This window comes from Catenovulum sp. 2E275 (assembly GCF_025515275.1).
Taxonomy (GTDB): Bacteria; Pseudomonadota; Gammaproteobacteria; order Enterobacterales; family Alteromonadaceae; genus Catenovulum.
In genome coordinates this window covers 44,684-70,469 of record NZ_JAOPFU010000017.1, presented here as the reverse complement: position 1 = coordinate 70,469, position 25,786 = coordinate 44,684, and the positions used below count along the sequence as shown (strand labels likewise).

Annotated in this window: 16 protein-coding genes and 1 pseudogene; 1 reads left to right on the top strand and 16 read right to left on the bottom strand. The window is 38.3% G+C overall.

Annotated features, from left to right (window positions below; genetic code table 11):
• Nucleotides 1-134: 134 nt before the first annotated feature.
• The 4 genes and pseudogenes from N7931_RS10140 to fdhD form a co-directional block, all read right to left on the bottom strand.
• A pseudogene (locus N7931_RS10140) lies at nucleotides 135-503 on the bottom strand (transposase).
• Nucleotides 504-627: 124 nt separating this feature from the next.
• Nucleotides 628-735: a transposase gene (locus N7931_RS10135; protein WP_262793823.1), complete on the bottom strand. Its 108-nt coding sequence runs from the start codon at nucleotides 733-735 to the stop codon at nucleotides 628-630.
• 224 nt (nucleotides 736-959) lie between these two features.
• Complete coding sequence (locus N7931_RS10130; protein WP_262793822.1) at nucleotides 960-3,245, bottom strand: FdhF/YdeP family oxidoreductase; 2,286 nt, start codon at nucleotides 3,243-3,245, stop codon at nucleotides 960-962.
• A gap of 2 nt (nucleotides 3,246-3,247) precedes the next feature.
• Complete coding sequence (gene fdhD, locus N7931_RS10125; RefSeq protein ID WP_262793820.1) at nucleotides 3,248-4,045, bottom strand: formate dehydrogenase accessory sulfurtransferase FdhD; 798 nt, start codon at nucleotides 4,043-4,045, stop codon at nucleotides 3,248-3,250.
• 150 nt (nucleotides 4,046-4,195) lie between these two features.
• On the opposite strand from fdhD, the gene N7931_RS10120 reads away from it, so the two are divergent.
• On the top strand, nucleotides 4,196-5,074 hold the full coding sequence (locus N7931_RS10120) for a LysR family transcriptional regulator (protein WP_262793818.1): 879 nt from the start codon (nucleotides 4,196-4,198) through the stop codon (nucleotides 5,072-5,074).
• Between the two features lie 90 nt (nucleotides 5,075-5,164).
• On the opposite strand, the gene N7931_RS10115 is transcribed toward N7931_RS10120, so the two are convergent.
• The 12 genes from N7931_RS10115 to N7931_RS10060 all read right to left on the bottom strand — a co-directional run bounded on the left by N7931_RS10115 (nucleotide 5,165) and on the right by N7931_RS10060 (nucleotide 25,733).
• Nucleotides 5,165-6,544: a GntP family permease gene (locus N7931_RS10115; RefSeq protein WP_262793817.1), complete on the bottom strand. Its 1,380-nt coding sequence runs from the start codon at nucleotides 6,542-6,544 to the stop codon at nucleotides 5,165-5,167.
• A gap of 191 nt (nucleotides 6,545-6,735) precedes the next feature.
• Nucleotides 6,736-8,694 carry an RICIN domain-containing protein gene (locus N7931_RS10110; protein WP_262793816.1) on the bottom strand — a complete coding sequence of 653 codons (1,959 nt, stop codon included), beginning with the start codon at nucleotides 8,692-8,694 and terminating at the stop codon, nucleotides 6,736-6,738.
• A gap of 176 nt (nucleotides 8,695-8,870) precedes the next feature.
• Entirely contained in the window at nucleotides 8,871-10,112 is a 1,242-nt protein-coding gene (locus N7931_RS10105) for a sialidase family protein (RefSeq protein WP_262793815.1), read from the bottom strand.
• A gap of 17 nt (nucleotides 10,113-10,129) precedes the next feature.
• Nucleotides 10,130-11,308 (bottom strand): aldose epimerase family protein, encoded by a 1,179-nt coding sequence (locus N7931_RS10100; RefSeq protein WP_262793814.1) that lies wholly within the window; start codon nucleotides 11,306-11,308, stop codon nucleotides 10,130-10,132.
• A 70-nt stretch (nucleotides 11,309-11,378) separates the two neighbouring features.
• Complete coding sequence (locus N7931_RS10095; protein ID WP_262793812.1) at nucleotides 11,379-12,854, bottom strand: family 43 glycosylhydrolase; 1,476 nt, start codon at nucleotides 12,852-12,854, stop codon at nucleotides 11,379-11,381.
• Between the two features lie 71 nt (nucleotides 12,855-12,925).
• The gene (locus N7931_RS10090) at nucleotides 12,926-14,806 is read right to left on the bottom strand and encodes a glycoside hydrolase family 2 protein (protein WP_262793810.1); all 1,881 of its coding nucleotides are present in this window, start codon (nucleotides 14,804-14,806) and stop codon (nucleotides 12,926-12,928) included.
• A gap of 26 nt (nucleotides 14,807-14,832) precedes the next feature.
• Nucleotides 14,833-15,876: a glycoside hydrolase family 43 protein gene (locus N7931_RS10085; RefSeq protein ID WP_262793808.1), complete on the bottom strand. Its 1,044-nt coding sequence runs from the start codon at nucleotides 15,874-15,876 to the stop codon at nucleotides 14,833-14,835.
• A 75-nt stretch (nucleotides 15,877-15,951) separates the two neighbouring features.
• Nucleotides 15,952-18,696 carry a TonB-dependent receptor gene (locus N7931_RS10080; RefSeq protein WP_262793806.1) on the bottom strand — a complete coding sequence of 915 codons (2,745 nt, stop codon included), beginning with the start codon at nucleotides 18,694-18,696 and terminating at the stop codon, nucleotides 15,952-15,954.
• Between the two features lie 150 nt (nucleotides 18,697-18,846).
• Nucleotides 18,847-19,920: a FecR family protein gene (locus tag N7931_RS10075; protein ID WP_262793804.1), complete on the bottom strand. Its 1,074-nt coding sequence runs from the start codon at nucleotides 19,918-19,920 to the stop codon at nucleotides 18,847-18,849.
• Nucleotides 19,910-20,464, bottom strand: coding sequence for an RNA polymerase sigma factor (locus tag N7931_RS10070; protein WP_262793802.1), 555 nt, complete (start codon nucleotides 20,462-20,464; stop codon nucleotides 19,910-19,912). Before N7931_RS10070 ends, N7931_RS10075 begins: the two co-directional genes overlap by 11 nt.
• Before the next feature lie 99 nt (nucleotides 20,465-20,563).
• Entirely contained in the window at nucleotides 20,564-23,626 is a 3,063-nt protein-coding gene (locus tag N7931_RS10065; protein ID WP_262793801.1) for a TonB-dependent receptor, read from the bottom strand.
• A 106-nt stretch (nucleotides 23,627-23,732) separates the two neighbouring features.
• Nucleotides 23,733-25,733: a hypothetical protein gene (locus N7931_RS10060; RefSeq protein WP_262793800.1), complete on the bottom strand. Its 2,001-nt coding sequence runs from the start codon at nucleotides 25,731-25,733 to the stop codon at nucleotides 23,733-23,735.
• Between the last annotated feature and the right edge of the window lie 53 nt (nucleotides 25,734-25,786).

The window sequence follows — 25,786 nt, the reverse complement described above, 5'->3', positions numbered from 1 at the left end:
GGTGTTGCACGTTAAATTCCCTTCAATTTAAGCCAATTAAGCATCCGATTGCAACTTTATTTTTCAATGGCGCAGCAAGGCTTCATCCTGCTCGTAAGCGAAGTTAGAATATTGATTTTATTAACCTAAAAATTTTAGCCAGTTAATGGTGATGCTATTAATTTGCGTGTTGGTAATACTATACTCACCAGTCTAAGCACCCCTAATTCACATTCCCTACAAGGCCATGATGTTTCTTTGCCTGTTTCCGGCTTTGCTTTACCGGTTGCGCCGGTTTTGCACTGGTCTTTAATTAACGCCACTTTACGCCGGCGACACGCATTCGCTAAAAAACCATAATGGCGCACTCGCATTAAGCCTTTAGGCAACACATGCTGCAAGTAGCGCCGAATAAACTCATCCGTTTTTAATGCCATTATCTTTATTCGGTCATGGTCTCGATAGTCTTAATATTTAAAGCTCACTGAGTTTTCTATCTGCCTGACTAACCTTGATTCGGACATCACACCTTTTCGGGTATATCTGGCAAGGTAACTGAGTAGTTGCTTAAACAGGCTTTTGTGTATACACACCATGTTTTCGGAATACTCAGTCCCTCTAAACTCACTGCCTGGCCTTGAGCTCCGCTTACATTTTACCTTTAAATACCTTGGATAAGGCTTTTACCGGATAAAGGTAATCTTTGTTGATGGTTTGCCATTGTTGCTGTCTATTTAAGCTGCCTGCAGGTATCAAACAGTGCAGATGAATATGCTAACTTAAATTTTCTCCCCAAGTATGCAATACACAAGTCACCCCCAGTTGGCCTTGTTTTCTATTGTTGGCAAATTTAGTTAAGGTTTGCCACGCTGCTTTAAACAGACTTTGGTACAGGGGTTTTGGTGTGTATTGCGATATCAAGTTTAATTCGTGTGCAGGCCAAAACGACACCTTACAGCTCTATATTTAAAAGTCGATATTTAACTGATTACATTGATATTTAAGCTATCCGTTATTTGTTTTAAGCTAACCGGAATCGATTTTGATGTTGGTGTGTAAGAATGCTCGCCAATACTTTCTATTGATAATAACGGATTAGTTTCAGGATAATAAGCTGCTAAATTGCCGCGTGGAATATCATAATAAACAATTTTAAAATTATGCGCTTGGCGTAAAATACCTTGGTCACAAACTGATTGTATATCTACTTTATCACCTTGTGATAAACCCAGTTGTTCGGCATCTTGTTGATTAATAAACAATACTCTTCGTTCGCCCTGAATGCCTCGGTATCTGTCATCCATCCCATAAATGGTGGTATTGTATTGATCGTGTGAACGCAAACTTTGCAAAACAAACTGAACCTGTTTGTTATTTATTTGCTCACTGTAGCAGTCTGACAAAATATGTTCAGGTAGTTGATTAAAGCCAAATTCAGCCCGTTTAGTTTTGGTTTGCCAGTTGAGTTGTGCTGCACTGTTGGTTAAGTGAAAACCCGCAGGTTGTTCTATTTTTTGATTATAATCAGCAAAACCAGCCAGTGTTTTAGCCATTAAATCCCGAATTTTGCTGTAGTCGTCTTTGAGCGCTAGCCAGTTGATATTTTGCTCCAAACAAGCATGGGCAATTTGGGCAATAATTTCGGTTTCAGATAAACAATTAGCTGAAATTGGATCTGTCATGCCTTTTGAGGCATGCACCATTGAAAAAGTATCTTCCACTGTAATTTTTTGTAATCCACTGACTTTATTGTCTTTTTCGGTTCTACCTAAGCAAGGAAGAATCAAAGCATCCTGACTCACTAATAAATGGGTGCGGTTTAATTTGGTGCTAATTTGTACATTTAACTCAGCATTTTTTATTGCCTGATGAGTAAATTGAGTATCGGCTGCGGCTTGTGCCAAATTGCCACCTAAACTGATTAATACTTTGCTATTTTTTTGATGCAAAGCTTTTAAAGCTTGATAAACATTATGCCCGGGTGCGGTTGGTAATTTTACTAGAGTGATTTTTTCAAGTGCCCGAATAAATTCGGCAGATGGTTTTTCGTTAATCCCAACTGTGCGATTGCCCTGCACATTACTATGGCCGCGAACTGGGCATAACCCAGCTCCGGCTTTACCTATCTGACCGGTTAATAAATGTAAATTGACAACTTCGTTTATGGTATCAACCGAGTGTTTATGCTGGGTTAAGCCCATTGCCCAGCAACTAATTACTTTATTGCTCTCAATAAAAATAGTTGCGGCTTGTGCAATTTCAGCTTGAGTTAAACCCGATTGCTGTTCAATTTTTTGCCAGCTGGTTTGAGTTACAACTTTTTGATAATCATCAAAATAATGAGTGTGTGTTTGAATAAAATTACGATTAATTTGTTTGCTGCGCTGTTCAAAAATCCATTTTGCCATCCCACGTAGCGCAGCCATATCGCCACCCAGTTTAGGCGTTAAATATAAATGACTGATTTGTGTTGCCATTGGGGTTAATAATTCGGTGGGGCTTTGTGGACTGGCAAACTTTTTAAGGGCGACTTCTTTTAAATTATTAAAACTAACTATTTTACAGCCCTGTTTGGCTGCTTTGCGTAACGCATTCATCATTCGTGGATGATTTGTACCGGGGTTTTGGCCTAACACAAATATTGCATCGGCTTGCTCAAAATCATCCAAAACCACAGTACCTTTGCCAACTCCAATTGCTTGAGTAAGCGCAACGCCGCTGGCTTCGTGACACATATTTGAGCAATCAGGAAAATTATTAGTGCCAAATAAACGGCCAAATAATTGATATAAAAACGCAGCTTCGTTACTGGCGCGGCCTGAGGTATATAACTCAAGTTGATTCGGATCAGTTAATTGTTTTAGCTTGTCAGCAATGAGCGCAAAAGCGCCCTGCCAGCTAATTGGTTCATAATGATCGGTTTGGTGATTGTAACGCATTGGTTCGGTTAAGCGACCCTGATATTCAAGCCAATAGTCGGACTGTTTTAATAACTGACTTACACTGTGTGTTTTAAAAAATGAGCTATCTAATTGTTTATCGGTTGATTCCCACGCAATAGCTTTCGCACCGTTTTCGCAAAACTGAAAAGCGCCATGAGTATTATCGCCCCACGCACAACCCGGGCAGTCAAAACCATCGGTTTGATTTACCCGCAATAAATTTTTAATGTTGTCTTTTGTTCTATGACTTTGCATTAAATGTTTAATGGTTGATTGAACGGATGCTAGCCCGCCCGCTTTTTCTGGCTGTTTATGAATGCTCATTTTTACTCTGCGTTGGTTAATAAATTATTTTGTACTGTGTTAGTTTGTGTCGTGGCCGGGTAAACAATTGGTTGATCCTGCCTTGGAATATGTACCAAATTAAGCCGATATTGCTGAGCTAATTTAACCGCTAACTGGCTGGGTGAAGCCAAACTAATTAAAGTTGGAATACCAATACAAACCGCTTTTTGAATAAGCTCGGCACTACACCGACTGGTAATTAATAATGCAGTTTGCGCGAGGTTTTGGCTTAGCTCAGCGCTTGATTTTGAGCGTGATTGTGGTTTTTGAACAATAAAACCAATTAATTTATCAAGTGCATTATGGCGGCCTATATCTTCACGGCAGGCTAAAATTTGATTATTTTGATCCAGCCAAAAAGCGCCATGAATTGCGCCGGTTTGTCTACCTTTTAGCTGATAATGAGCTAATGACTGTTTTAAGTGCTGCGGGTTTTGAATTGTATAGGGATTATGTTGTTTTAATGGATTAAGTTTAGGAAACGCATATTCAAGTGCACTTGCCCCACAAACACCACAACCGGTTGCGCCTTTTAATTGTCGTTGACGATGTTTAAATTGACTCAAGCAGCGGTTAGCTAAAGTGACATTAATTTCTAAACCGAGCGCATTTTCGCTGGTTTCAATATCCTGAATATCGTAATTATGCTGAATAATTTGCTCGTTAAACAAAAAGCCGACAATAAAATCATCAATATCATCCGGCGTAATCATCATAACGGCATAATTGATCTGATTAATACTGATAGCAGCAGCGATTTCTTCAACAAGCACTTGCATATAAATCTTAAACGAGCGGAATAATAAGCTTAATCCTAGATGATTTAGCGATATCCAGCCAATGAATTGATTTTATCGCTTAATAGAATAAATCTATTAAAAGTGATATTTTAAATAAAAATACTTTTTAAAACTAAGATAAAAATTAAGATGAACTTAAAACACCTTGAGTATTTTTATACGCTGGCAAAAACTCAGCATTTTGCTAAAGCAGCACAAATTTGCCATGTTACCCAGCCTACGTTATCGGCTGGTATTGCTAAATTAGAGCAAGCATTAAATGCTGAATTAGTGGTTAGAAACCGCCAGTTTGTCGCGTTAACTGAGCAAGGTGAACTGGTTTTACAACACGCGCAAAATATATTATTTGAGCAGCAAACTTTAATTCAGCAAATTAGCCAAATGCAGTCAGGGTTAAGTGGCCAACTTAAACTTGGCATAGTGCCGCAATCGAATATTGATATCATGCCGCTGCTAAAACGTTTTTATCAGGCATACCCAAAAATCACAATTAACTTAGCGGTTATGACTAACCAGCAAATTATTGATGAATTGCTTGAGCATAATATTGATATTGGGTTAGGTTTTGCCGATAACGAATTATTAAAACACCACAGCTTTTTAAATATTTATCCGCAAGGATGTAATAACTTAGCTGTGTTACATAAAGAAGAGTTAGCGTTTGACAGCCAACAAAACGGGTCGATTTCACTCAGCCAAACTGCAACTTTAGCTTTGTGTTTACTCAATAAAAATATGCAATTTAGGCAAAGCATTGATCAGGTGTTTATTAATCAGGGTTTGGTGATTAACCCAGTATTTGAAACCGACTCGTTATTTCATTTAATTAATGCGGTAAAACAAGGCTTAGGCAATGCAATTGTAACCTCTGAAACAGCCAGAGTGGCAGCTCAGCTATTTGATTTACAATTAAGTGAAATCAGCAGCGACAAAATGGATGAAACCGTATTTATTTGCCGCAAGCATCATTTATCTGTAATCGCCAAAGCATTTTTAGATCATTTATAATGCTTGGGCTTTTAAAGATTTAGTATTATTTCCCACATATATGCAGTCGGTGGTTACCATGGCAAACTACATACTAAACTCATAAACTATTCAAAATATAATACTTAAACTCCAGGCGATGATAAAAGCAATTAAGCCTAATAAGGTTTCCATGACAGTCCATGTTTTTAGTGTTGTTTTTTCATCCATTTCTAACAGGCGAGATACTAACCAGAATCCTGAATCATTAAAGTGAGATAACACGGTTGAACCACCCGCGATTGCAATCACAATAAAACATAAATCGAACTGACTCAGTGATGTACTTTGGGCAACCAAAGGTAAGATCAAAGCCGCGGTTGTCGTTAAAGCAACAGTGGCAGAGCCTTGTGCAACTCGCAAACAAGTAGCAATAATAAAAGCAGCTACAATAACAGGCATTCCAATATTGGATAATAGATTAGCCAAAGCATCACCAATGCCACTGGCTCTGAGCACACCACCAAACATGCCGCCTGCCCCTGTGACTAAAATAACAGCACAAATAGGTGCTAAAGATTCGCCACACCATTTTTCTAACTTCTCTTTACCATATTGTTTGCCAAAAATAATTAAGCAAAGCAATAACGTAATTAATAAAGCAACTGGGGTTTTACCCAACATACGTAAGATTAAAACTAACGGGTTATCGCTGTTTATTACCCCCATAACACTAAGTGTATTTAATCCGGTATCCAAAAATATCAGACCAACCGGCAATAAAATAAGCATTAAAACAGTAGTAAATCTGGGTAATTTATTAACTGACAGCTGATCAGCATCTTGACTAATAAATAATTTAGAGAGCGGAATATTAAATCGGTTACCGGCATATAAACCAAATAAATAAGCGCCAAAGTACCAAGTTGGTATTGCAATCAATAAACCAATAATTAATAACAGGCCAATGTTTGTACCTAATAATTCAGCGGCTGCAACTGGCCCAGGATGCGGCGGCACAAAAGCATGCATAACCGCAAAAGCACCAGCGGCAGGCAATGCATATTTCAGTGGCGAATCACCCAAACGTGCCGCAACACTCATTAAAATAGGCATCATAACAATCAAACCTGCATCAAAAAATATTGGAAAACCAAACATTAAAGATGCAACCCCTAATGCAAACGGCGCTTTTTGTGCACCAAAGCGCTGTATTAAAGTTTCGGCCAAAACTTTTGCTCCACCGGTTTGCTCAAGCACCTTGCCAATCATACTGCCCAGCCCAACCAACAAAGCAACCGAAGCTAAGGTACTGCCAAACCCGGATAACATAGTTGGCACAATCAGGTTGACTGAAATCCCAGTCGCCAATGCAGTTAATAGACTCACGAAGGTTAATGCAATAAAAGCATGTAATTTCAGCCGAATAATCAGCAAAATTAACAATGCAATGGCACAAAAACCAACCGATAAAATATAAACCGCTTCCGATGAAGAAAACACAGATTGCATAACCCCGCCTTATTATTATGTTTATTCCTATCTAACACGATCAACTTTAACAAAATAAAAACCAAAATATTACATAAATCTTTAATGGTGGTATTTTCCGTTCAAATTAAAATTGCATGTTGGGATTATTTAATAAGGATAAAAAAGCCTTTCGATTGGAAAGGCTTAACGATGTTCTTAATCAATGAAGATTACAACGGATTAAAACTCCAGCGCTGACAGTCTCCACCAATCCACTGCCAAGTTTGTACGTTTGCACCATCTAATGTTGAGCAAGCGTCCACATCCAAAACTTTACCGCCATTTTTAGAAAATATTTTATAATAACCCGCTTCAACTTGTTCAATTCCCCACTTCTGACAATCAGCATTGGAAACAGACCACTGCTGAACATTTTGACCATCAACAGCTAAACAGGCATCTACATCTAATGCTAAATTACTATTTTTAGAGATAATTTGGTAAAAACCATCAGAGGTGGCGGTTAATTGCCAACGTTGGCAGTCAGCCCCGCTCCATGGCCATTGCTGAACATTATCTCCGGCAGATGCTCCACAGCCACTCACATCCAAAACTTTATTACTGTTTTTAGATATAATGCTATATTCACCAGCATCAATGGTATTGGGGCTAACGGGCTCAAGTTTCCATTGCTGACAATCACCCCCTAACCATTCCCACTGTTGAACATTTTGTCCGTCATTAATTGAACAGGTATCTACATCTAAAACTTTTCCTGAATGTTTATTCACTAACCGGTAAAAGTTATTGCCTGTAGGCTCAATTTTCCATTTCTGACAATTTGCATCACTCCAAGGATATTGCTGTACATTACCGCCATTAAGCGTTGAACAACCACTTACTTCAAGTGCCTGCCCACTATTGATTGACGTTATTTTGTAATCTCCAGAACCTAAATATTCAAGGCTCCAGCGCTGACATTCACCACCCGTCCATGGCCACTGCTGAATATTGGCACCGCTTGCAATAGAACAACCACTTACATCTAACGCTTTACCACTATGTTTAGCTATTAATCGGTAAGCACCATCATTAACAGGTATATTAAAATCAGCAATTGCAGAATACATACGGCATTCTTTGTTTGTCATATGTATAATTTCATCACCGTTTAATCTAGGCAAAAACTGAGGGCTGTAGCTATTACACGGATTAGTACCATCGCTTGGAACAAATAAAGGTGCTGCTCGCTCTGCCCATAAACCATCGCCATTGGTACTATTAACCATATAAACAGAGTGTTGTTTAAAAACATCATTATTAGCAGAGTCTCGTAATACCTGAGCACCTACAACCAACTCGCCATTGATAGTGCCATTATCAACCCAAGTAACCGTTGGCGCGTGAGAAAAATGATGGCCTGAAACAGATTCAATTCGAGTCCCGGGTTGAGCTATCGCCCCCCAATTTAGCCCGTCTGTCGATTTTTTATAAAAAGCATCACAGTGATAAGTCGCGCCGCAGATTTCATAAACCATAACATAATCACCGTTTGGTAATTGAGTAATGGTCGGCATCCCTGGACGCTGAATCGTATCATTCATTGCCACATCAATAATTTCATTGCCCCAAGTTAAGCCGCCATCGGTCGATATTTTGTGGGCGATAAGTTGATTGTAACCATTAGATTTATGCTCTTCACTGGCGTAATACATTACTAACCGACCATAGTCATCAATAATAAATTCAGCTTCCCACAAACCTGTTGAACCTGAAACCGGGGATGAAAAATAGCTCCAGCTTTGTCCCTGATCGATACTTTTATATATTTTAATTTCACGGTTAGCTGGCGGAGTGCCATTATGTGCTGATACAGCCCAAAACAAGGTTCCGGCAGATATACTTCCCATATTCACCGGCATTTCATATAGTTCACTACAACAAGTATTAGCAAATCCGTTTTCTGTTATCGTTGAGATTTTACTCCAACTTTCACCATCATCTGTGCTTTTGTAAATATAGCCAGCGCCGATCACATCAAAGCTAGCAATCAGGGTATTATTAGCAGCACCATTGTGTGCTAATCGGATCATTCTTGGATAAAAAGACGTTTCATCTTCAAATAAATTTTCTGCTGCATGTGCCTGAGTAAACAGCAAAATACATAACAAACTGATTATTTTTTTCATAATTGTACCTTTTAATAGTTAATTTAAATTTCTAACTGTTCCCCCAATAGAAATTTTATAAATTCACCTCCTAAATTGCTCTGAAAACAAATATGACTAAACCGAAATTAAGCGGCCTAAAACCAGCCCACAACTAAACTTTGTGGGCTGAAAGACTTATAAAATATGAAATTAATTTAACCGTTATTACGAATTACTTTGCCTTTAACCACATAAATACCGTTTGGTGTGGCTGGATCTCCGGTATTAACCGAGCTGGTTGCCATGATGGTGTTTTCATCCAAAACGGTGATGCCGTTCCATAAAGATTCGCCATTTTCTTTAATTAAATCGGTAGTGAAAGGCGTGGTTGGATAAGCAAAATTACGAGCTGTATCATCCCCCAAATAAACTCGCATAAATGCCAATGTACCTTTGCGACATTGTGAGGTTTGTGTTGAAAGAATGGTTTCTCCGGTTGGCAATTGTGCAATATAAGGTGCACCTGCATAAATGCCATAGTCGAGCTGAAATTCAGGACTCAATGCATGTTCACGCTTATCACTATTAGCATCAACAACTCCTGACATCCAGTTATCAGCCAAGCTAGAGCGAATCGTGACAGGCTTAAATTCGCCAGCAATACCGTTATCTTCAATCACAAAAACAATCTCTGACTGGTCATTTAATAAAATAGGTACAGGCATCCCATCTCGGCTGCCTTGACGATACGATAAAGTTTCAGTATCACCCCAGGTTACCCCATTATCAAAAGAACGTTTCATACTGATTTCCTGATCGTGACTGGCACCACCAAACGGGAATTCATTAGCAAAATAAATTTGTAATTCACCAGATGGCAATTGCAAAAATGCAGGCTCCCATGCGCCTTGATCAAATTTATTAGCAGCTGAAAATATCAATTGCTCAGCTTGCCATGTTTCACCTTTATCGTACGAAATAGCCAGTTTAATCTGAAATGTTTCTTCCCCATTTTCATTTTTAGGTCTAGCATTCCAGCCATACACCCAGCTTCCATCTGCTAATTCAATAAATTCAGCATTCGTATAATTGTATAACTCGCCCCCACCGGCAACGGTTTGCTCTGCCAACCAAGTATCACCATTATCTTCACTAATACGATAAACCACAGCCGGACCATCGCTATATACTAAAATTAAACGTCCGTCAGATAATTTATGTACTCGGGAATAAACGCCGGAATTAACATGTTGAAGCGTATCCTGCTGCCACTCAATTTGAATATCAGCCGCCTGCTCAGCATTGGTAAAAGTATCTAATTCACATTGCTGCTGAACCGTCAGCTTATCATCTGTATCTGGGGTTGACGTATCGGCAGGTTTCGAGCCAGATGAACTGCTACAGGCGGTTAATACTGAGCTGAGTAATAAACCGATTAATGCTTTTTTATGGTACATTTGATTGCCTCTTTTAATTATTTTACGCTGAATTTATAACTTGAAACGGTATGGTATGTTTCACCCGGTTTTAACAAAGTAGATGGAAAGTTGGCTTGATTAGGGCTATCCGGAAAATGCTGTGGTTCAAGTGCTAAACCGTATCTAAACAAAACCGGTTTACCTTGTTTGCCTGTCATTGTGCCATCCATAAAATTCCCAGAGTAAAACTGAATAGCAGGTTCCTGAGTATAAATTTCAAGTAAACGGCCACTTTGCGGCTCATATAAGCTCACCTGATTTTTTAAGCTACCATCATAATCCGTAAATACCCAGTTATGATCATAGCCACCAAACCTTTTATCCTGCCCGCCAGCAAACTTTAGTTGTTGATTAGATTGACGAATATCCTGGGCAATCTCTTTAGGCTGAGTAAAATCAAATGGTGTACCAACCACGTTTGCTAATTCACCTGTTGGAATTAAATAGTGATCTACTGGGGTTATTTTATCGGCTTTAATTTGCAAAATATGATTTTCAATATCTGATTTCATATCGCCGGTTAAATTAATATAAGTATGTGAAGTTAAATTAACATGCGTTTTTTTATCTGTAGTCGCAAAATATTCCAGCTTCAATGCATTATCATTGTCTAATGTTATGTTTAGTTTTATTTGTAAATTGCCCGGATAACCTTCTTCCATATCTTTAGACAAATAACTTAACTGCACTCCATTGGGTATCACTTCACTTTGCCATAGTCTTTTATGCAACCCTTTAAAGCCGCCATGAAGTTGATTAATATCTTTATTTTCGCCACCGTCATTAGCAGATAAAGAATATTTCACGCCATCAATTTCAAATTCGGCACCCGCAATCCGGTTACCAAAACGGCCAACAATTGGGCCTGCATAACAGCAATCGTTATAATATTCCGGCCAGCTATCATAACCGACTAATACATCTTCGAACTGCCCATTTTTATCTGCCACTTTAATCGACTGAAGATACCCACCCCAATCAGAAACTTTTACTGTCATCCCTTGCTCATTTTTTAAAGTATATAAATGAACAGTTTGGTTATTTGCCTTACCCCAATCTTCAACCGAAACCTGAACTAAGTTTTTAGATGCGTTGATATCTGCCTGATGGCAGCCACTTAATAGCATTGCATAAGCACAGCTTAATGCTAGCGCTGCATAATTTATTTTTAGCATGAGAACCTCACATAACCCTGCTCAAAATATATTATTTTAAACAGGGATTATTAACATTTAAAATAAAGGGCTATTTAACTACACCACTTGGCATCGGCTGAGGCGTAACTGTAGGACCCCAAGTTTGCAAAATATCAGGGCCATTTTCTTGCGGCACAAAACGCATTCTATCGATAGATATTTTACGAGGTTCGGTTTGAGTTAAACTGTAATGCTGGTGATAAACCACAAACCATTCTTTTCCATCAGGTGATTTAGCTAAACTATGGTGAGCTGTTCCATGAGCATAAGTGGTTGATTTCATTATTGGGTTACCACTATATTTTTCCCACGGACCTAGTGGATGCTTAGCGACAGCATAACCAATTGAATAATAAGGGCTTTCAAAATGGCTGCCAGAGTATGTCATGTAATACAAACCTTTATGTTTAATCACAACAGGTCCTTCAGCCACATTAGCCATGTGGGTTTCCCATGTTTCGGTTGGGGCAATTAAATGTGTAATCGTGTCTTCTTTTACTGACATCATATCTTGGTTTAATTCAGCGCCCCATAAATGGTTGCCATTATCAAAGCTAACATAATAAAAATATTGTTTACCATCATCGTCAGTAAAGACATGCGCATCTATTTTAATTGAATCTGGCTGCATTGGCTGTTGTACCTGCTGTACAAAAGGCCCCATGGGTGAATCAGCAGTAGCGACTGCAATTCTTTCATCCACTGCATAATACATATAGAATTTGCCATTTTTCTCAATAACATCAGGTGCCCAGTGGCGTGATGTTCCCCATGAATCTTCATTTTTAAGCGCAAACCCTTGATCCTGCCAATTCACCAAATCTTTTGAGGTATACAAGCGAATCCCACGGCGCATCATCGGGTAATCTGGCGTATAAGTACAATAAGCATAATAAGTCGACAGATAAGTTAAAATGCCCGGATCCGCACAGTTTAATTGCACCGGATTCGTATAAGTTACCTGATTATTTTGCGGTTGGTAATCAGATACTGTTACATTGCGAATACTGGCATTATCCGACGTTGAAAATAACCCTAAATGACCAGAGCTATAACTATTATCAATCGCATCGTAACTTGGGTAATCTCCCGCGTTAATTGCTTTGTCATTTAAATACAGTACAAAATGATTATTTTTTACTAATAGCTTTAATTGATACCATTGATTTGTTTCTATTTTTAACGTTTTTTCAGTAATGGTTTTATCTGCCGTTTTTAAAAATACGGTATGTTTTTGCGTATCAATACCTGTCATATAACCCGGCTCACCCGCGAATGAGCGAAAAATTAATCCAGCCTGCCCGGGTTTATCTAATCTCAGTTCAGCAGTAACTTGATACGATGCTCTAGCCTCAGCCAGTAAAACCTGAGCTTGAGTTTGATGAGTTATTTTTGAAGCAACTTTTTGTTTTTGCTGATCAATCACAACTGAATCAATTGTTAATTGGGCAGCCTGAGCACTGCTTAATAACCCAGCAAACCCTAAACCCAACATAATATTTTTAGTTAATGTATTTATTTTCATATTAATACCTGTATTTGAAATTTTGTTTAAGCAGAACCGAGTATAAACACGGCATTTTCACTCTGTTCTGCTTATTTAATTAATCCTGCCTGACGATGGATTTTATAAAGCTGCTCAGCGGTTATTTTTTCTGCTTTACGATCATAAGTCAGTAAACCATTTATTTCGGTTTCCACATCACTGGTTTGGGTATATACCCCAGCAGAAATTCCTTGCTGTTTAAGCTTAGCTAAATTAGTAATTGAGCGAATATAACGGCTTTGATATTCGTTGAGTGTTTTAGGCATGTTGCCATAAATCATTTTTTCCCGCTCCGGTGCCCATACATGGTTTTGTACCGGCCAACCGTGTCCGCCAAATTCACCTACAACTTTGATATAGCCATCAAACTCAGTCGCATCTAATAAAAATTTGGGTTCAGGGTAATGATGCGCATCAGCAATATCACCAATCGGGAAAAAATTACCGCCGCTGGCAATATTCAAATGCCGGCTGGGATCATATTGTTCGACAAACTCACCAACCGCCATTGTATTATGCTGTCCCCAACGCTCGTTAAAAGTGGTCCATACAACAATGCTCGGATGATTAAAAAGCGTATCCATCATGGTTTTTAGCTCTGTCATATATTGCTGGTGTGCCCAGTATGGCCATGCAGCTTCAATCTCACCTTTAAGCCTGTCAGAATAAGTTTGCGAAGCCTGATGCCAAACTGGCCATTCCTGTTTGCCACCATTGCTATCAACCCCACCCGAAACCTGATCTTGCCAAACTAAAAAGCCTAATTTGTCAGCCAGATAATAATAACGGCGTGATTCCACTTTTTTATGTTTGCGGATCATATTAAAGCCAGCCCGCTTTAAATAATCCATTTCGTATAAAACCGCAGCTTCGCTTGGTGGTGTTAATAAACCATCCGGCCACCAGCCTTGATCTAAAGGCCCCCAGTGAAATATTGGCTGATGATTTAACGTAAACTGCCAGTTACCTTTTGCATCTTGTTGGCGGCCAATACTTCTAAATCCGGTATACGAAGTCACTTCGTCAAGCACTCGATTATTGTTATCCAATAAGCTGATTTTTAAATCATATAAAGCTGGATTAGCCGGACTCCACAAGCTGACATTATCTACTTTTAAGTTAAACTCACCGGTTTGGCTAACTGCCGATGTAACAGGCTGCCCGTTAAATAAAACCTGCAATTTGGCCGTAACGGATTGATGTTCTCCGGCTAAATTCATTTTAATATTTAACCGGCCATTAGCATCGGCCTGTGTTTTTATTGAGTCGATATGTATTGGATTGACATTTTCAAGCCAGACTGTTTGCCAAATACCAGAAACAGGTGTGTACCAAATTCCCCGATTATCCTGAGTTTGTTTACCTCGTAACTGATATCTGTCGGGCGCATCTGTATCATCAATCACTCTTACAACCAATTGATTAGAGCCTTGCTGAATCGCGTTACTAACATCCAGTTTAAAAGGTAAATTGCCACCTTGATGCGCCCCAACAAAATGGCCGTTCAGCCAAATTTTGCAGGCATAATCAACTGCTTCAAAATGCAAAATCTGTGCTTGGGCAGAATTTAAATCGAAATTAAACTCTGTTTGATACCAAAGTGCTTGCTGGTTTAAACGTTTAGCAACGCCTGAAAGCGGGCTTTCAATAGCAAAAGGAACTAAAATTTGACCATCCCAGCTATTAGGTTCACTGGCTTTGCGATCAACGACAGCATATTGCCATAGTCCATTTAAATTCTGCCAATTATCCCGCTTGAGTTGAGGTCTTGGGTATTGTTGCCATGCGTTTTGAGGTGTAATTTGTTCACCCCATTGAGTCAACATAACCTCTTTTTGAATTGACCAGTTTACTTGTTTGTTATCTGCCCAGCTTTGACCAGATAACACCAGAAAACCCAAATAAGTCATTAATTTTAATGATTTGAACATTGTCACTGTGCTACTCATCTTAATCCTCAGCGACCACTTTTATCTATGCCAAACTGAGCCACCAACTTGCTGTATTCAGCTTTAGAAATCGTAATCATGCAGCCATGTCTTAACTGAGCTGGCATTGAGTATTTATCCCAATCAGCAAAAAAGGTATAACCCGAAATTTGATACCAAGGCCCATTTAAATCATCAGCAACCGATAAACCGTAAGATACTCCCGGATATTGCTCATAATACATATACCAAGCTTTACCGTTAGGCGAAGGAATTAGCATAGGCGCTTCTCTAAAATTAGGGCTGATCGGCGCGCTTAAATTAGTATATGGACCCAATAAGTTATCTGAACTGGCGATACGAATAGTTTTACCTGTTGGCCAGTCTAAGGTCGGATAGCGTTCATCTTTGATAATGCTCCAATATTTACCCTGTGCTTTACGAATAAATACATCAATTGTACCTATATCCCAGTCAAATAATTTGTGTGGCACAGAATTAAAGGTTTTTAAATCTTTAGATGTGACATACAGAGTTCTCTGGCTATTCCAGTAACGTTCAGGATCGGCTTTGGTTCCTTCCAAGTGAGGAGTATGCCAGCTCATCACAAATTGCTGACTGTCATTATCATAAAATAATTTAGGCGCACCAATTCGCTGAAGTGGCTGATAATCGGGAGTTACGTTTAAATTAGGCGTATAAGTTGAATGCTTATGCCAGCTAATTAAATCGGTTGAACGCCAAATATTAATTTCTGGCGATGAATCACTGGTATTACCGGCAATATAGTAACTACCACCTGGTCCTTTAGTAATGTCAGGATGACCTTGATAATCATTTAGTACACGCTCGCTATTATTTAATCTATACCAATGTAAACCATCTAAACTTACCGAATAATATAAACGGCCATAATCTTCATGCGTCATGTGTGCAAACAGGTAAGCCTGATTAACAGCTTGTTCACCTGCTTTAACTTGCCCCGGTGGATTTGGTTGGCCGGCAAAACTCAATGTGCTGCTTAACGTACTAATCACAAGCGCTGCTGCGGATAAAATACGACAAAATTTCATAATTCAGTTCCACTATAAATTAAAAGAAAGTGGCGCAGCCTGTAAAAAGCTGAACCACTTGTGTGGGAGAACACCTTAGAATTTGGCGCGAATACTCATACCTATGGTTTTTTCATCGTCGCGTACATCATGCGGGAAAGCAGTGGTTTCAAAATAGCTGTAATATTTATTACCGGTTAAGTTTGTACCATCAATTGATACCGTAAAGTTTTCATTGATGTCGTAAGCCAATGAAAGATCTAAACGACCCGTATCTTTTACCATATTAAATTGAGGACCATCGCCAACTGGACGAATTGTATTTAATAAAGCTTCACTATATTTTGAACGGAAGGTATATACCATACGTCCGGTAAAACCATGATTTTCATACAATAAACCTAAGTTGTAGCTGTACTTTGAAACCCCTTGTAATGGTTCACCTTCGAGCGGATCACCTTTGGTAGTGATTTCACTGTCGGCAATTGTGAAGTTAGCCATAACCCCAACACCATCAAGCGCTTTAGGTAAGTTTTTGTAAACTGAATCTAAAAATAACTGACTTGATAATTCTATTCCTTGTAACGTGGCATCGGCCGCATTACGTGGGCGGGAAATATTATATTCAATACCGTCAATTGTTTCTGTTGTAGTTTGTACCATTACTCTGTCTTTCAGCGTACGGTAATAAACAGCAGCGGCCACATAACTGGTTGGTGCAAAATAGTATTCTAACGTTGCATCAAACGCGTTTGACTTTTGTGGTTTTAACTCTGGGTTACCGCCGCTACCATTTGGACGAACGTTAGCATTTAATGGAACTTGATAAGTTAAACCCGGATTTAAATCACCAAATGCCGGTTGCGAAATTGTTTTAGCTGCGGTTAAACGTAATTGTAAATCATCGACCAATTCAACCCGTGCACTTATATTTGGTAATAAGCTGGTATCGCTGGTTGAGTTAGTCACAGTAGTTGGCTCAGCTACTGGGTTTGGATTTTCATCTGTTGCTTGTGGCGTTACTAAACCTGTACCGGTTAAATCACGCGAGGTTCGGGTTGCACGTAAACCAACTAAACCATCCACATAAAATCCAGCAACCTCTGCTGCATATTTACCTTGTAAATAAGCAGATAGGGTTTGCTCTGTCGCATCATAGTTTCTTTCCGCTGCCCAATCTGGATCACCCGGTTCTGCACCATAAATTTCGCGTAGCACATCAGTATGGTCTAATAAAAAGTCTCGGTCAGGTGTCATCCATTTTTGACCACCGTTAATGTACGGAATACTGGTTGGAGATGGTATTAAAAAGTCATCAGGTAAACCAACCGAATCAACCAAAGTTACTCGGTTTCCACCCGGTGCAGCAGGTCCACCCGCTACATTCGCTCTAAATACAGATTCACGATCAGCGTATCTGGCACCAAATTGAAGCTCTTTGAATAGCCCATCGTTTAAATAATATTTACCGTTACTTTCAACCGCAAATAAAGTACCTACTGCATCGTTTAAATCCTGATGTAAGCCATTAGCAAATCTAAAGTCATCCGCATTACTTAACGGATCGCCCGGCATGCTAGTTGTGCCATATCCACCAGCATCAACCACAACATCAACTCTGTCGATTTGTTTACCAATATCAACAATAATTGTCCGGTTATGCGTATGTGATCTTTGATACGATACATCAAAATCCAGTTCATAATCATCTTGCTTATAACGAGCACCAGTGCCAATTAAAAACTGATCGGTTCCGCTGTCTTTTGCTTGAGTGCTTGATAAGCCCGGAACATTATTAAACGTAGCAGATTCGGCAATACATAAATCTTGAATTTCGCCATTTTCTGCTGCATAAAAACCAGCGCCATCAATACTGTACTGAGCACAATTTGAAGAAGGAACCACATTGGTAATACTTTGTGCAGCAAAAATATCAGAGAAAACAAAGTCAGATTCCCAACGCGATTTATATTCAGTGTAAATACCATCTAAATATAACTCTAAACCGCTTGGCATCCGCCATTGTAGTGCTGTATTAAATTGAGGTCTTTGGTAATCACCGTACTGGCTTACCCCACCAACACAAGTTGGTAAAATAACCCCGTCACCACCGGCAGGACCATTACTTCCAGAACGAGGATCACAGTTAAAAGACACCGGACGATCAAAATTAATGTCTGAATAAGAAACATTTAATAATGCACCAAACTCATCTTCCCCATTCGTCCAACGGTTAGAAACTAAAGCACCGGTTGCATAGCTGGCAGAGTCTTCATTGCTGCCTTTAAATACTCGGGCATTTAACGCAGTAGTGACACCTTCTTTAAAATTAAGCGGTTTGTGTAATTTTAAATTAATCACACCAGCAACACCGCCTTCGGTTAAATCAGCTGTGTTAGATTTATAAACATCGGCTCCAGATAAAGCTTCTGCCGGTAAATCTTGAAAAGCAAAACCACGGCCAACACCTGTGAAAATTTCACGTCCGTCCAATGTAGTTAAGATATCACCGATACCACGGATAAGAGGGCTAACAACTTCGTTATTATCGCCCATCACCACCTGAATTCCAGGTACTCGTTGCAGTGCAGCGGCTGTTGTCGTATCCGGGAATTTACCAATATCATCTGAAACAATTGATTCAACAACAGAATCTGATGAGCGTTTAAGATCGGCTGCCATACCTAAGCTGTTTCTCAGGCCAGTAACCATAATAACTTCGGGCTCTTTTTCGGCACTATCCTGCTCATTTTGAGCAGCATAGCTGTGTTGGGCAGAAAATGCGGTGAGAGTTGCCAGCGCTAAAGCTGAAAATTTAAAGTGCATTTTTGGAGCTTTCATATTCTTCTCTTTATCGTTTATGTATTAACTTTAAATGTTTAGCGACAAATAAAAAATCATTATATAAACATTTATTTAATTAGATATTCACATATCTACTACATAAAACGACTGACTCAAAAAAATGCACTAAGCCAAATCTAAAAAAATTTATTTTTTACTTAAAAAGATTTCGCCTGCTGAATTTTGAGATAAACGAACCTCAAAATTACGTTGTAAATCATTTAAAAAACTATCCAGTTTACCTTGTTCAAAACGGCCAATTACCCGAATGGATTTTACTTCATCCGCTAATTGAATTGGATGTTTTAAATACCGGTTTACCTGAGCAATTGCCTCAGCCATCGGCTCGCCAGAAAATGTTAAACTCCCACTTAACCAAGATAAATTAACCTCTAAATTAGCAGAAATATCTTCAACTAAAGCTTTTAAACTGTTGATCGAGTGTGCATCATCAATTGCCAGTTTTTGTCCAGCCTGCACTAATAAAGTTTGATTTAAAGGTTTGTCTAATTTGGCAAAATTAACTTTATCATTAAGTAATTTATTTTGTGCCAACATGACTTTGCCTTCCGATACTATCAGCTGAATATCATCTTTAGCTAAATACTGAACATTAAATGCAGTGCCAACCGCCTGAATCATTTTATCGTCTACTAATATATTTAGTGGCTTTTCACTGTTATGAGCAACTTTGATATGAAGTTCACCATGTTCAAGCTCAATATTTCGGTAATTAAGATCAAATTGAGCAGTGACTCGGCTATCGGTATTTAATGTTAGCAGTGAACCATCGGGCAATTTAATTTGTTTAATTTCCCCTTTTTCTGTTTGATAGCTTTGTTTAAAAGCAATTTGATTCGCCGGCTGCATGTGTGGTTGCTGCATAAAGCTAAAATAACTAATAAATGCAGCCATAAGTACAACCATCACAACCGAAGCTGCATATAAATAATATTTTGGTTTCTTAACTGTATTTTGAGCCTGATAAGGAATAATGTCAGCTAGTTCAGATAATACATCTAATTCATCCCATAATTTGGCATGTGCCAGCAAACTTTGCTTATGTTTATCGGATAAATTAATCCAACTCACTAACTCAAGCTTTCTGAATTCAGACATATCACCTCGATCTAATTCCATTAGCCAGTGCAGAGCCTGCTCATCAATTTTGTCCTGTGAATAGGCGCTATGCTGAGACATTTGAATGACATTATTTTTCATTATAATGACCCCGCTGAATAGATTGACTATTTTGCTGATTGGTTAATTGAGTTTGCTGGAGTTTACTAAACTGCTTCATTCCGTTCACTAATTGATTAGATACTGTATTAACGCTAATCCCTAGCTGATCAGCGATTTCCTGCTGGCTAAATCCGTACACTTTTCGCAGCACAAAAATTTTCCGGCTTTGAGCTGGCATTTGCTGCACAGTTTTACAAAATTGGCCAAATTGTTCGTTGGTTACGGCTTCATCAAATAACTTATCGCTATCTTCTGTATGGTACTCACTTTCATCTTCAACTTTATCTGTGAGCTTATTATCTGCCTTTTTTAAATGATCCAGCGCTAAATTTTTTGCCACTGTATATAAAAAAGATTTGTTATATTTATTAGGGTCTTTATCTTCTATAGAACAGAGTTTGACATAAGTATCCTGCACTATGTCTTCAACATCCGCCGGAGGTACAATACGCGACACATAATGCGAAATACTCTTTCGCAGCGCGATAAACGGCGTTAAAAAAATTTGTTCTTTACTACTCATTTAAATACTCAACTGTCACTCTGACTCTATTTTACCCAAACTATTTCAAGCATATTTTAGCCGGCTTTATTGTATTAACGATTCAAAAACCAAAATACACTACCAGCGTTTTCTTAATCCCAAATGATAACTGATCCCAGTATCCTCAAAATGAGTCACCCGACTACGCACATCGGCATATTCTAAATGCGCAGAACGGGTTAAATTAAACGCATCTAAAAAAACTTCAAACTTTTGATTAAACTTAAAACCTAAACGTCCGTCTAATTGCCCTGATGCTTCGGTGTGTTCCGGTATGCCACCCGTTCGTATACCTTGTCTTGCATGTAAATAATCACTACGCCAGCTATACGAAAAAAAGCTGAAAAACCCACCAAAATTAATATCCAGATTAAAATTAAATGCGCTCTCAGATAAACCTTCAATAATATTTTCCGGTTCTTTAACCGCTACCAAGTCAATTGGATCTGAGTTGATTTTATTATTGATAATTTGGGTATAGTTAAACTCTGTTGTAAAGCTTTCACATACCGAACACCACTGTACTAAATTAAAACGCGATGAAAACTCAACCCCTAAAATAGAACCACCAGAAATGTTTTCACTGGTATTAACCAACTCAACAATTTGCTCACGTCTTTGTTTAACTTCATCGCTGACTTCCCCCTGAAAAGGACGCTCAAAGCTAGAAGTCGAAATAAAAGTATCAATATTTTTATGGAAAAAAGCTAATGAATAAGCGTGCCCTTTATCAGCATAATACTCCAGCGCTAAATCATATTGCGTGGCCGAATAAGGCTTTAAGTTTGGATTACCACCACTTAACAACACAGTGCCGCTATCATCAGAGGTAAATTTTTTATTAATCCCCAACTCTTCAATTTTCGGAAAACTAATCACTCTTGCGGCTGCCGCTTTTAAGTGATAACCATTATGAAAATTAAGCGCTAAATTAGCACTGGGTAAAAAATAATAACTATTTGATTTAGCCTGCGCGGGTTGGGGTTCACTGTATGAAAGCTTTAGCCTAAGCTCCTGATCACTTGAATTAGGATCAATATCAATACGTTCAATCTGTTGTATAAAACCATCTGAGATATTTTTAAATGTTAAATACCTTGCGCCAATACTGGCTCGCCAATCAAACTGTTCAACTTCACCGGTAAAATTTAATTTAGAATATAAAGATAAATTTTGTTCATGGTTTTGATATGACGCCGAGGGGTCAAATAATGTTTGATTCCATTTTTCACCATCTGGGACTATCCCCTGCTCCTCCATAATATTTTGGATTTTTAAATTATAAGCTTCAACATCTGTCAGCATTAACCAACGATTAGGCCGACTCCCACCAGCGTTTTCTAAAAAGTTAGGATATTCAACAACCTTAAATAAATAATTAGGCAAATCGATCAAACCACCACAAGGCGCACATTGATAATCATCATTCCATTTATATTGGTCATGCGATTTATCTCTTGCAAAATAAGCGATACCAAAATTTAACTCTTCAACAAATCCTTCATCAAACAAATAACGGCTGTCGAGTTTAATTTCGTTAACTTCATCTTTTAAATAATAATCGAGCCGGCCATTCCAGTGTGCTGCAATTTGTGTTCTATCACCCAAAGGAATATTGGTCGTAGCCGACAAAATATCACTTTGTGAAAAATCCAAATGTATGATTTTATTTTCCCCACCAACATAATGCGGAATTAACGCATTTAAGGTTTCATAAGCCGAAGCGGTTGAATGTGACATATCAAAGTTGTACCACCACCCGGCCCAATTAAATTTAATGTTGTAACCTAACGCTAAGGTTTCAACGTCTTCCACTTGCTGTTCAAATACAGCATCGAGATTATTATCAAAAATATCGGCCTGAACTAAGGTACTGTTTTTATCAACCACGACATTTTTATAATTAGGCGATTGGCCGGGAATTTGTACACCGGATGAAAACGAATCTCGCCGGTATCTGGCATAAATTAAATCCAGTGTATGCAAGCCACTGGTTGCATTTTTCCATTGCAGCACAGAGTTAATTGTTTCTCTTCTTTTTTCGCCGTTTTGTACATCAAAAATCATCCGAAGAGGTCTACGCAGCGTTTCGACGTCAACTGTTTCACCTTCTGTATTTAACACCGGATACTGCAAATTTTCTGGCAGAATATTAGATTGAGCTAACCTCTGAGTCGTATATCTGTCTACCCGGTATAAAGATCGGTCTTGTAATACACCAAACATAAACCCAATTTGGTTATCAAAAAAAGTATTGCTAAATAAAGTAGAAAAGTGAGTACCGTATTCAGGGCGCAATTCACTAGTATTTAAACCAAAGCGACTATCTATATGTAAACCATCATAATCAAATGGACGGCTAGTCGTAATATCAATATTAGCCCCTATACTGCCAGCACTTAAATCGGCAGGCGCAGATTTAACAATATCTATATTTTTTACAAAATCACTGGGTAAGATTCTAAAATCAAAATTACGACTTTCTTTGCTTGTGGCTATCGTACGTCCATTTACTGTTGTTACATTATAATCAGGCCCAAACCCTCGCACAGAAACATCACCCCCTTCACCTATACTGCGGGCAATTGAAATCCCTACACTTTTTTGCAGATTATCGGTTAAGTTTTTAGCTGGCTGGGCTGATATTTGTGAACGGCCAATGCGCTCTTGCACCTCTTCAGTAACTTGTTTCACCTGCAAATAATTAGGTAAATCATTATTCAAACCAACCACTTGGATAGTTTCAACCTGCTCTTTTTCAGGTTTATGTTCAATAATATGGGTATTTTCATTGTTTGAAGTCAGTTCGATTTGAGGTAAAGGCTGGGATTTTTTTAAAACAAACCGACCAGAGTGTTCAATAACGCCGGTCAGTTTGGTTTGATTAAATAATACAGAAACGGCTTCACTCAGTGTATATTCACCAACTAAAGGATTAGTTTTAACTCCATTGACTAGCTCATAAGAAATAAAAAATGGCAGCTTGGCCTGTGAGGCAAACTGCAATAAAGATAATTCAGCTCTAGTTTCCGTAATATTAAAGTTAATTTTTCCTGCATCGGCTGCTGCGCTGGTAAAACTATAGATTGCGGCAGATAAACTCAAAATTAACGAACTAATATTCGTTTTTAACAGCTTCATTGAATAATTGTTAGCTCTGGCTGAAATAACGGGATTGATTAAATTAACATAATTTATAAATTATTTATCAAAAATGTTAATTTAATCGCTTAAAAATCCGTTTAGCTTATTCTGGCTGTAAAAACTGCGCTGCGCGATTTGGGGTTAGCATTTCCCATAATGAGGCAACCACCCAACCCGGCGCAAAAATATCGTTGTAAAAGCCTTTCCCAAAGTGACCATAATCCCAATTAGTATGCTGAACAACCTCTGGATAATACCCTACTTTGCCAATATTAAACATTTGTCCTTTACGTGGTAATAATTGGCTTTTCATAGAAGATTCAATCACTTTTGCAAAATTAATTAAGCGTTGATCGCCATTTTGTTTAGCCAGCCAATTCAAAACATCAAGGTAGCCAAAAATAAAGACATCAACATGATTATTTTCAACCGACACATTACCCCAGCCACGGGTTTTAAAACCAACATCTCCTAACATTTGCCCTTTAGCAAATGGCACATCCCAGGTGTAATACCATGACATGACAAAATAATTAGCCTGCTCAAGTAAGTTTATATATTTTTGTTGCTCTGAATTTTCTGTCACCAAAGCTAAATAATATAAAGCCATTGCGGTATAAAATGCCGCTTCTTTATCAACACAATTAGCATCTAAAGTAGACGAAAAATATTCCGCAGGTGTCACAATTTCATGCTCTAAATAATCGGCTGTATGTCGTGCAACATCCAAATATTGAACATCGTTAAAATATTTATATGCCATCACATAAGCTAAAACGGCTGACGGACTACTGCCACCGGCATCATCAATAATCTCTGATTCAGGCGAAAATTTACGCGCGAATGCGCCTTGTTTATTTTGCAGAGTTTTAAGCTGATTTAACAAATGCCGGATCTTTTGCTCCCATAATGTTACGTCTTCCCCTTTTTGTTTTTGATACTGCATATATAACAGCGCAGCATAAATACCTTCTGACTGTCGGCGAATAGATAATGTATTGGCTAACTCTGGGTTAGGGTGCTCATAGTTAACAACTTCTCTTAAAAACCCTTGCTGATTAAATCCACTTGCTAAATAACTGGCAAATATTTGTTCAGCCATTTTTACCAATTGCGGATCATTGACTTGCTCACCATATTCAAGTGCATTAAACGCATTAAGCAATACCCGGCCAACAAAACCAATTTCGAAAAATGCTTTTTTCTCGGCAATATCTGTTCTTAAATGCACACCGGAGAATCCTGCAAGATCATCATGTGTTAAAAAACTTTGTTTATAAAATTGACTTAATTGCGCTTTGACCTCTTTAGTTGCCATTGCATTAGTTAAAGGTTCAGGCTGATTGGTATCTATACTGTATTGCCATGTTTGTTTAACAAAATGAGAAAAATTTTCCGTTTTACTTTTTGTTATCTGATAATTTAAAGTGATTTTTTCACCTTTATTTAAACTAACAAAAGCCATAGTTTCGGGCGCTAAGGTAAGTTTTCTCAAATAAGTTTTAGGTGCTTCCTGATACGGATAGCCAAATTGTAAATACGCATTTTTATCGGTTTGTCCAAAGCCTAAGCTGCCCAAATCGGAATGAGTATTTAAGATCATTTCGCCAATACCTGGCACCGCCAGTGACTCTTGAGTGAGTGAATCTAACCGTAAAATAGTAATGGCTGAACCTGATTGAGTATCGAATAAACCGGTTAATGGTGTACTTAATCTGTCCTCTCTAAAGCTCCAGTTTTGGGCTTCGTAAATAGACGGCGCACCTAATGAAGAACGTGCATTTTTTTTATACCACAACCCAGGCATTAAAAATTCAACCTGATCATATTGAAATGCCGTTGAATAAAAATTTTGCAGATTAAAATTAACGCTTTGTTTAGCTTGAATTGAAAATTGATAACTATCTTTTTGTTGTTTTACAACAATATCTAAATGATTAAATTGGCTTTTTAATTGCCACTTACCAGTACCAATTACCTGCCAGTTAACAGCATAATTTTTTGCCGGATTCCCTGCTGTTTTAATATAGAGAGTTGAAGTAATTGGCTGCGCATATCCCACAATACTAAAACAAGTCAGCACAGCCAATAAAACATATTTCATATTTACACCTTGTTAAAAATACATGATCAAATATGAAACGAACCAGATTTAAA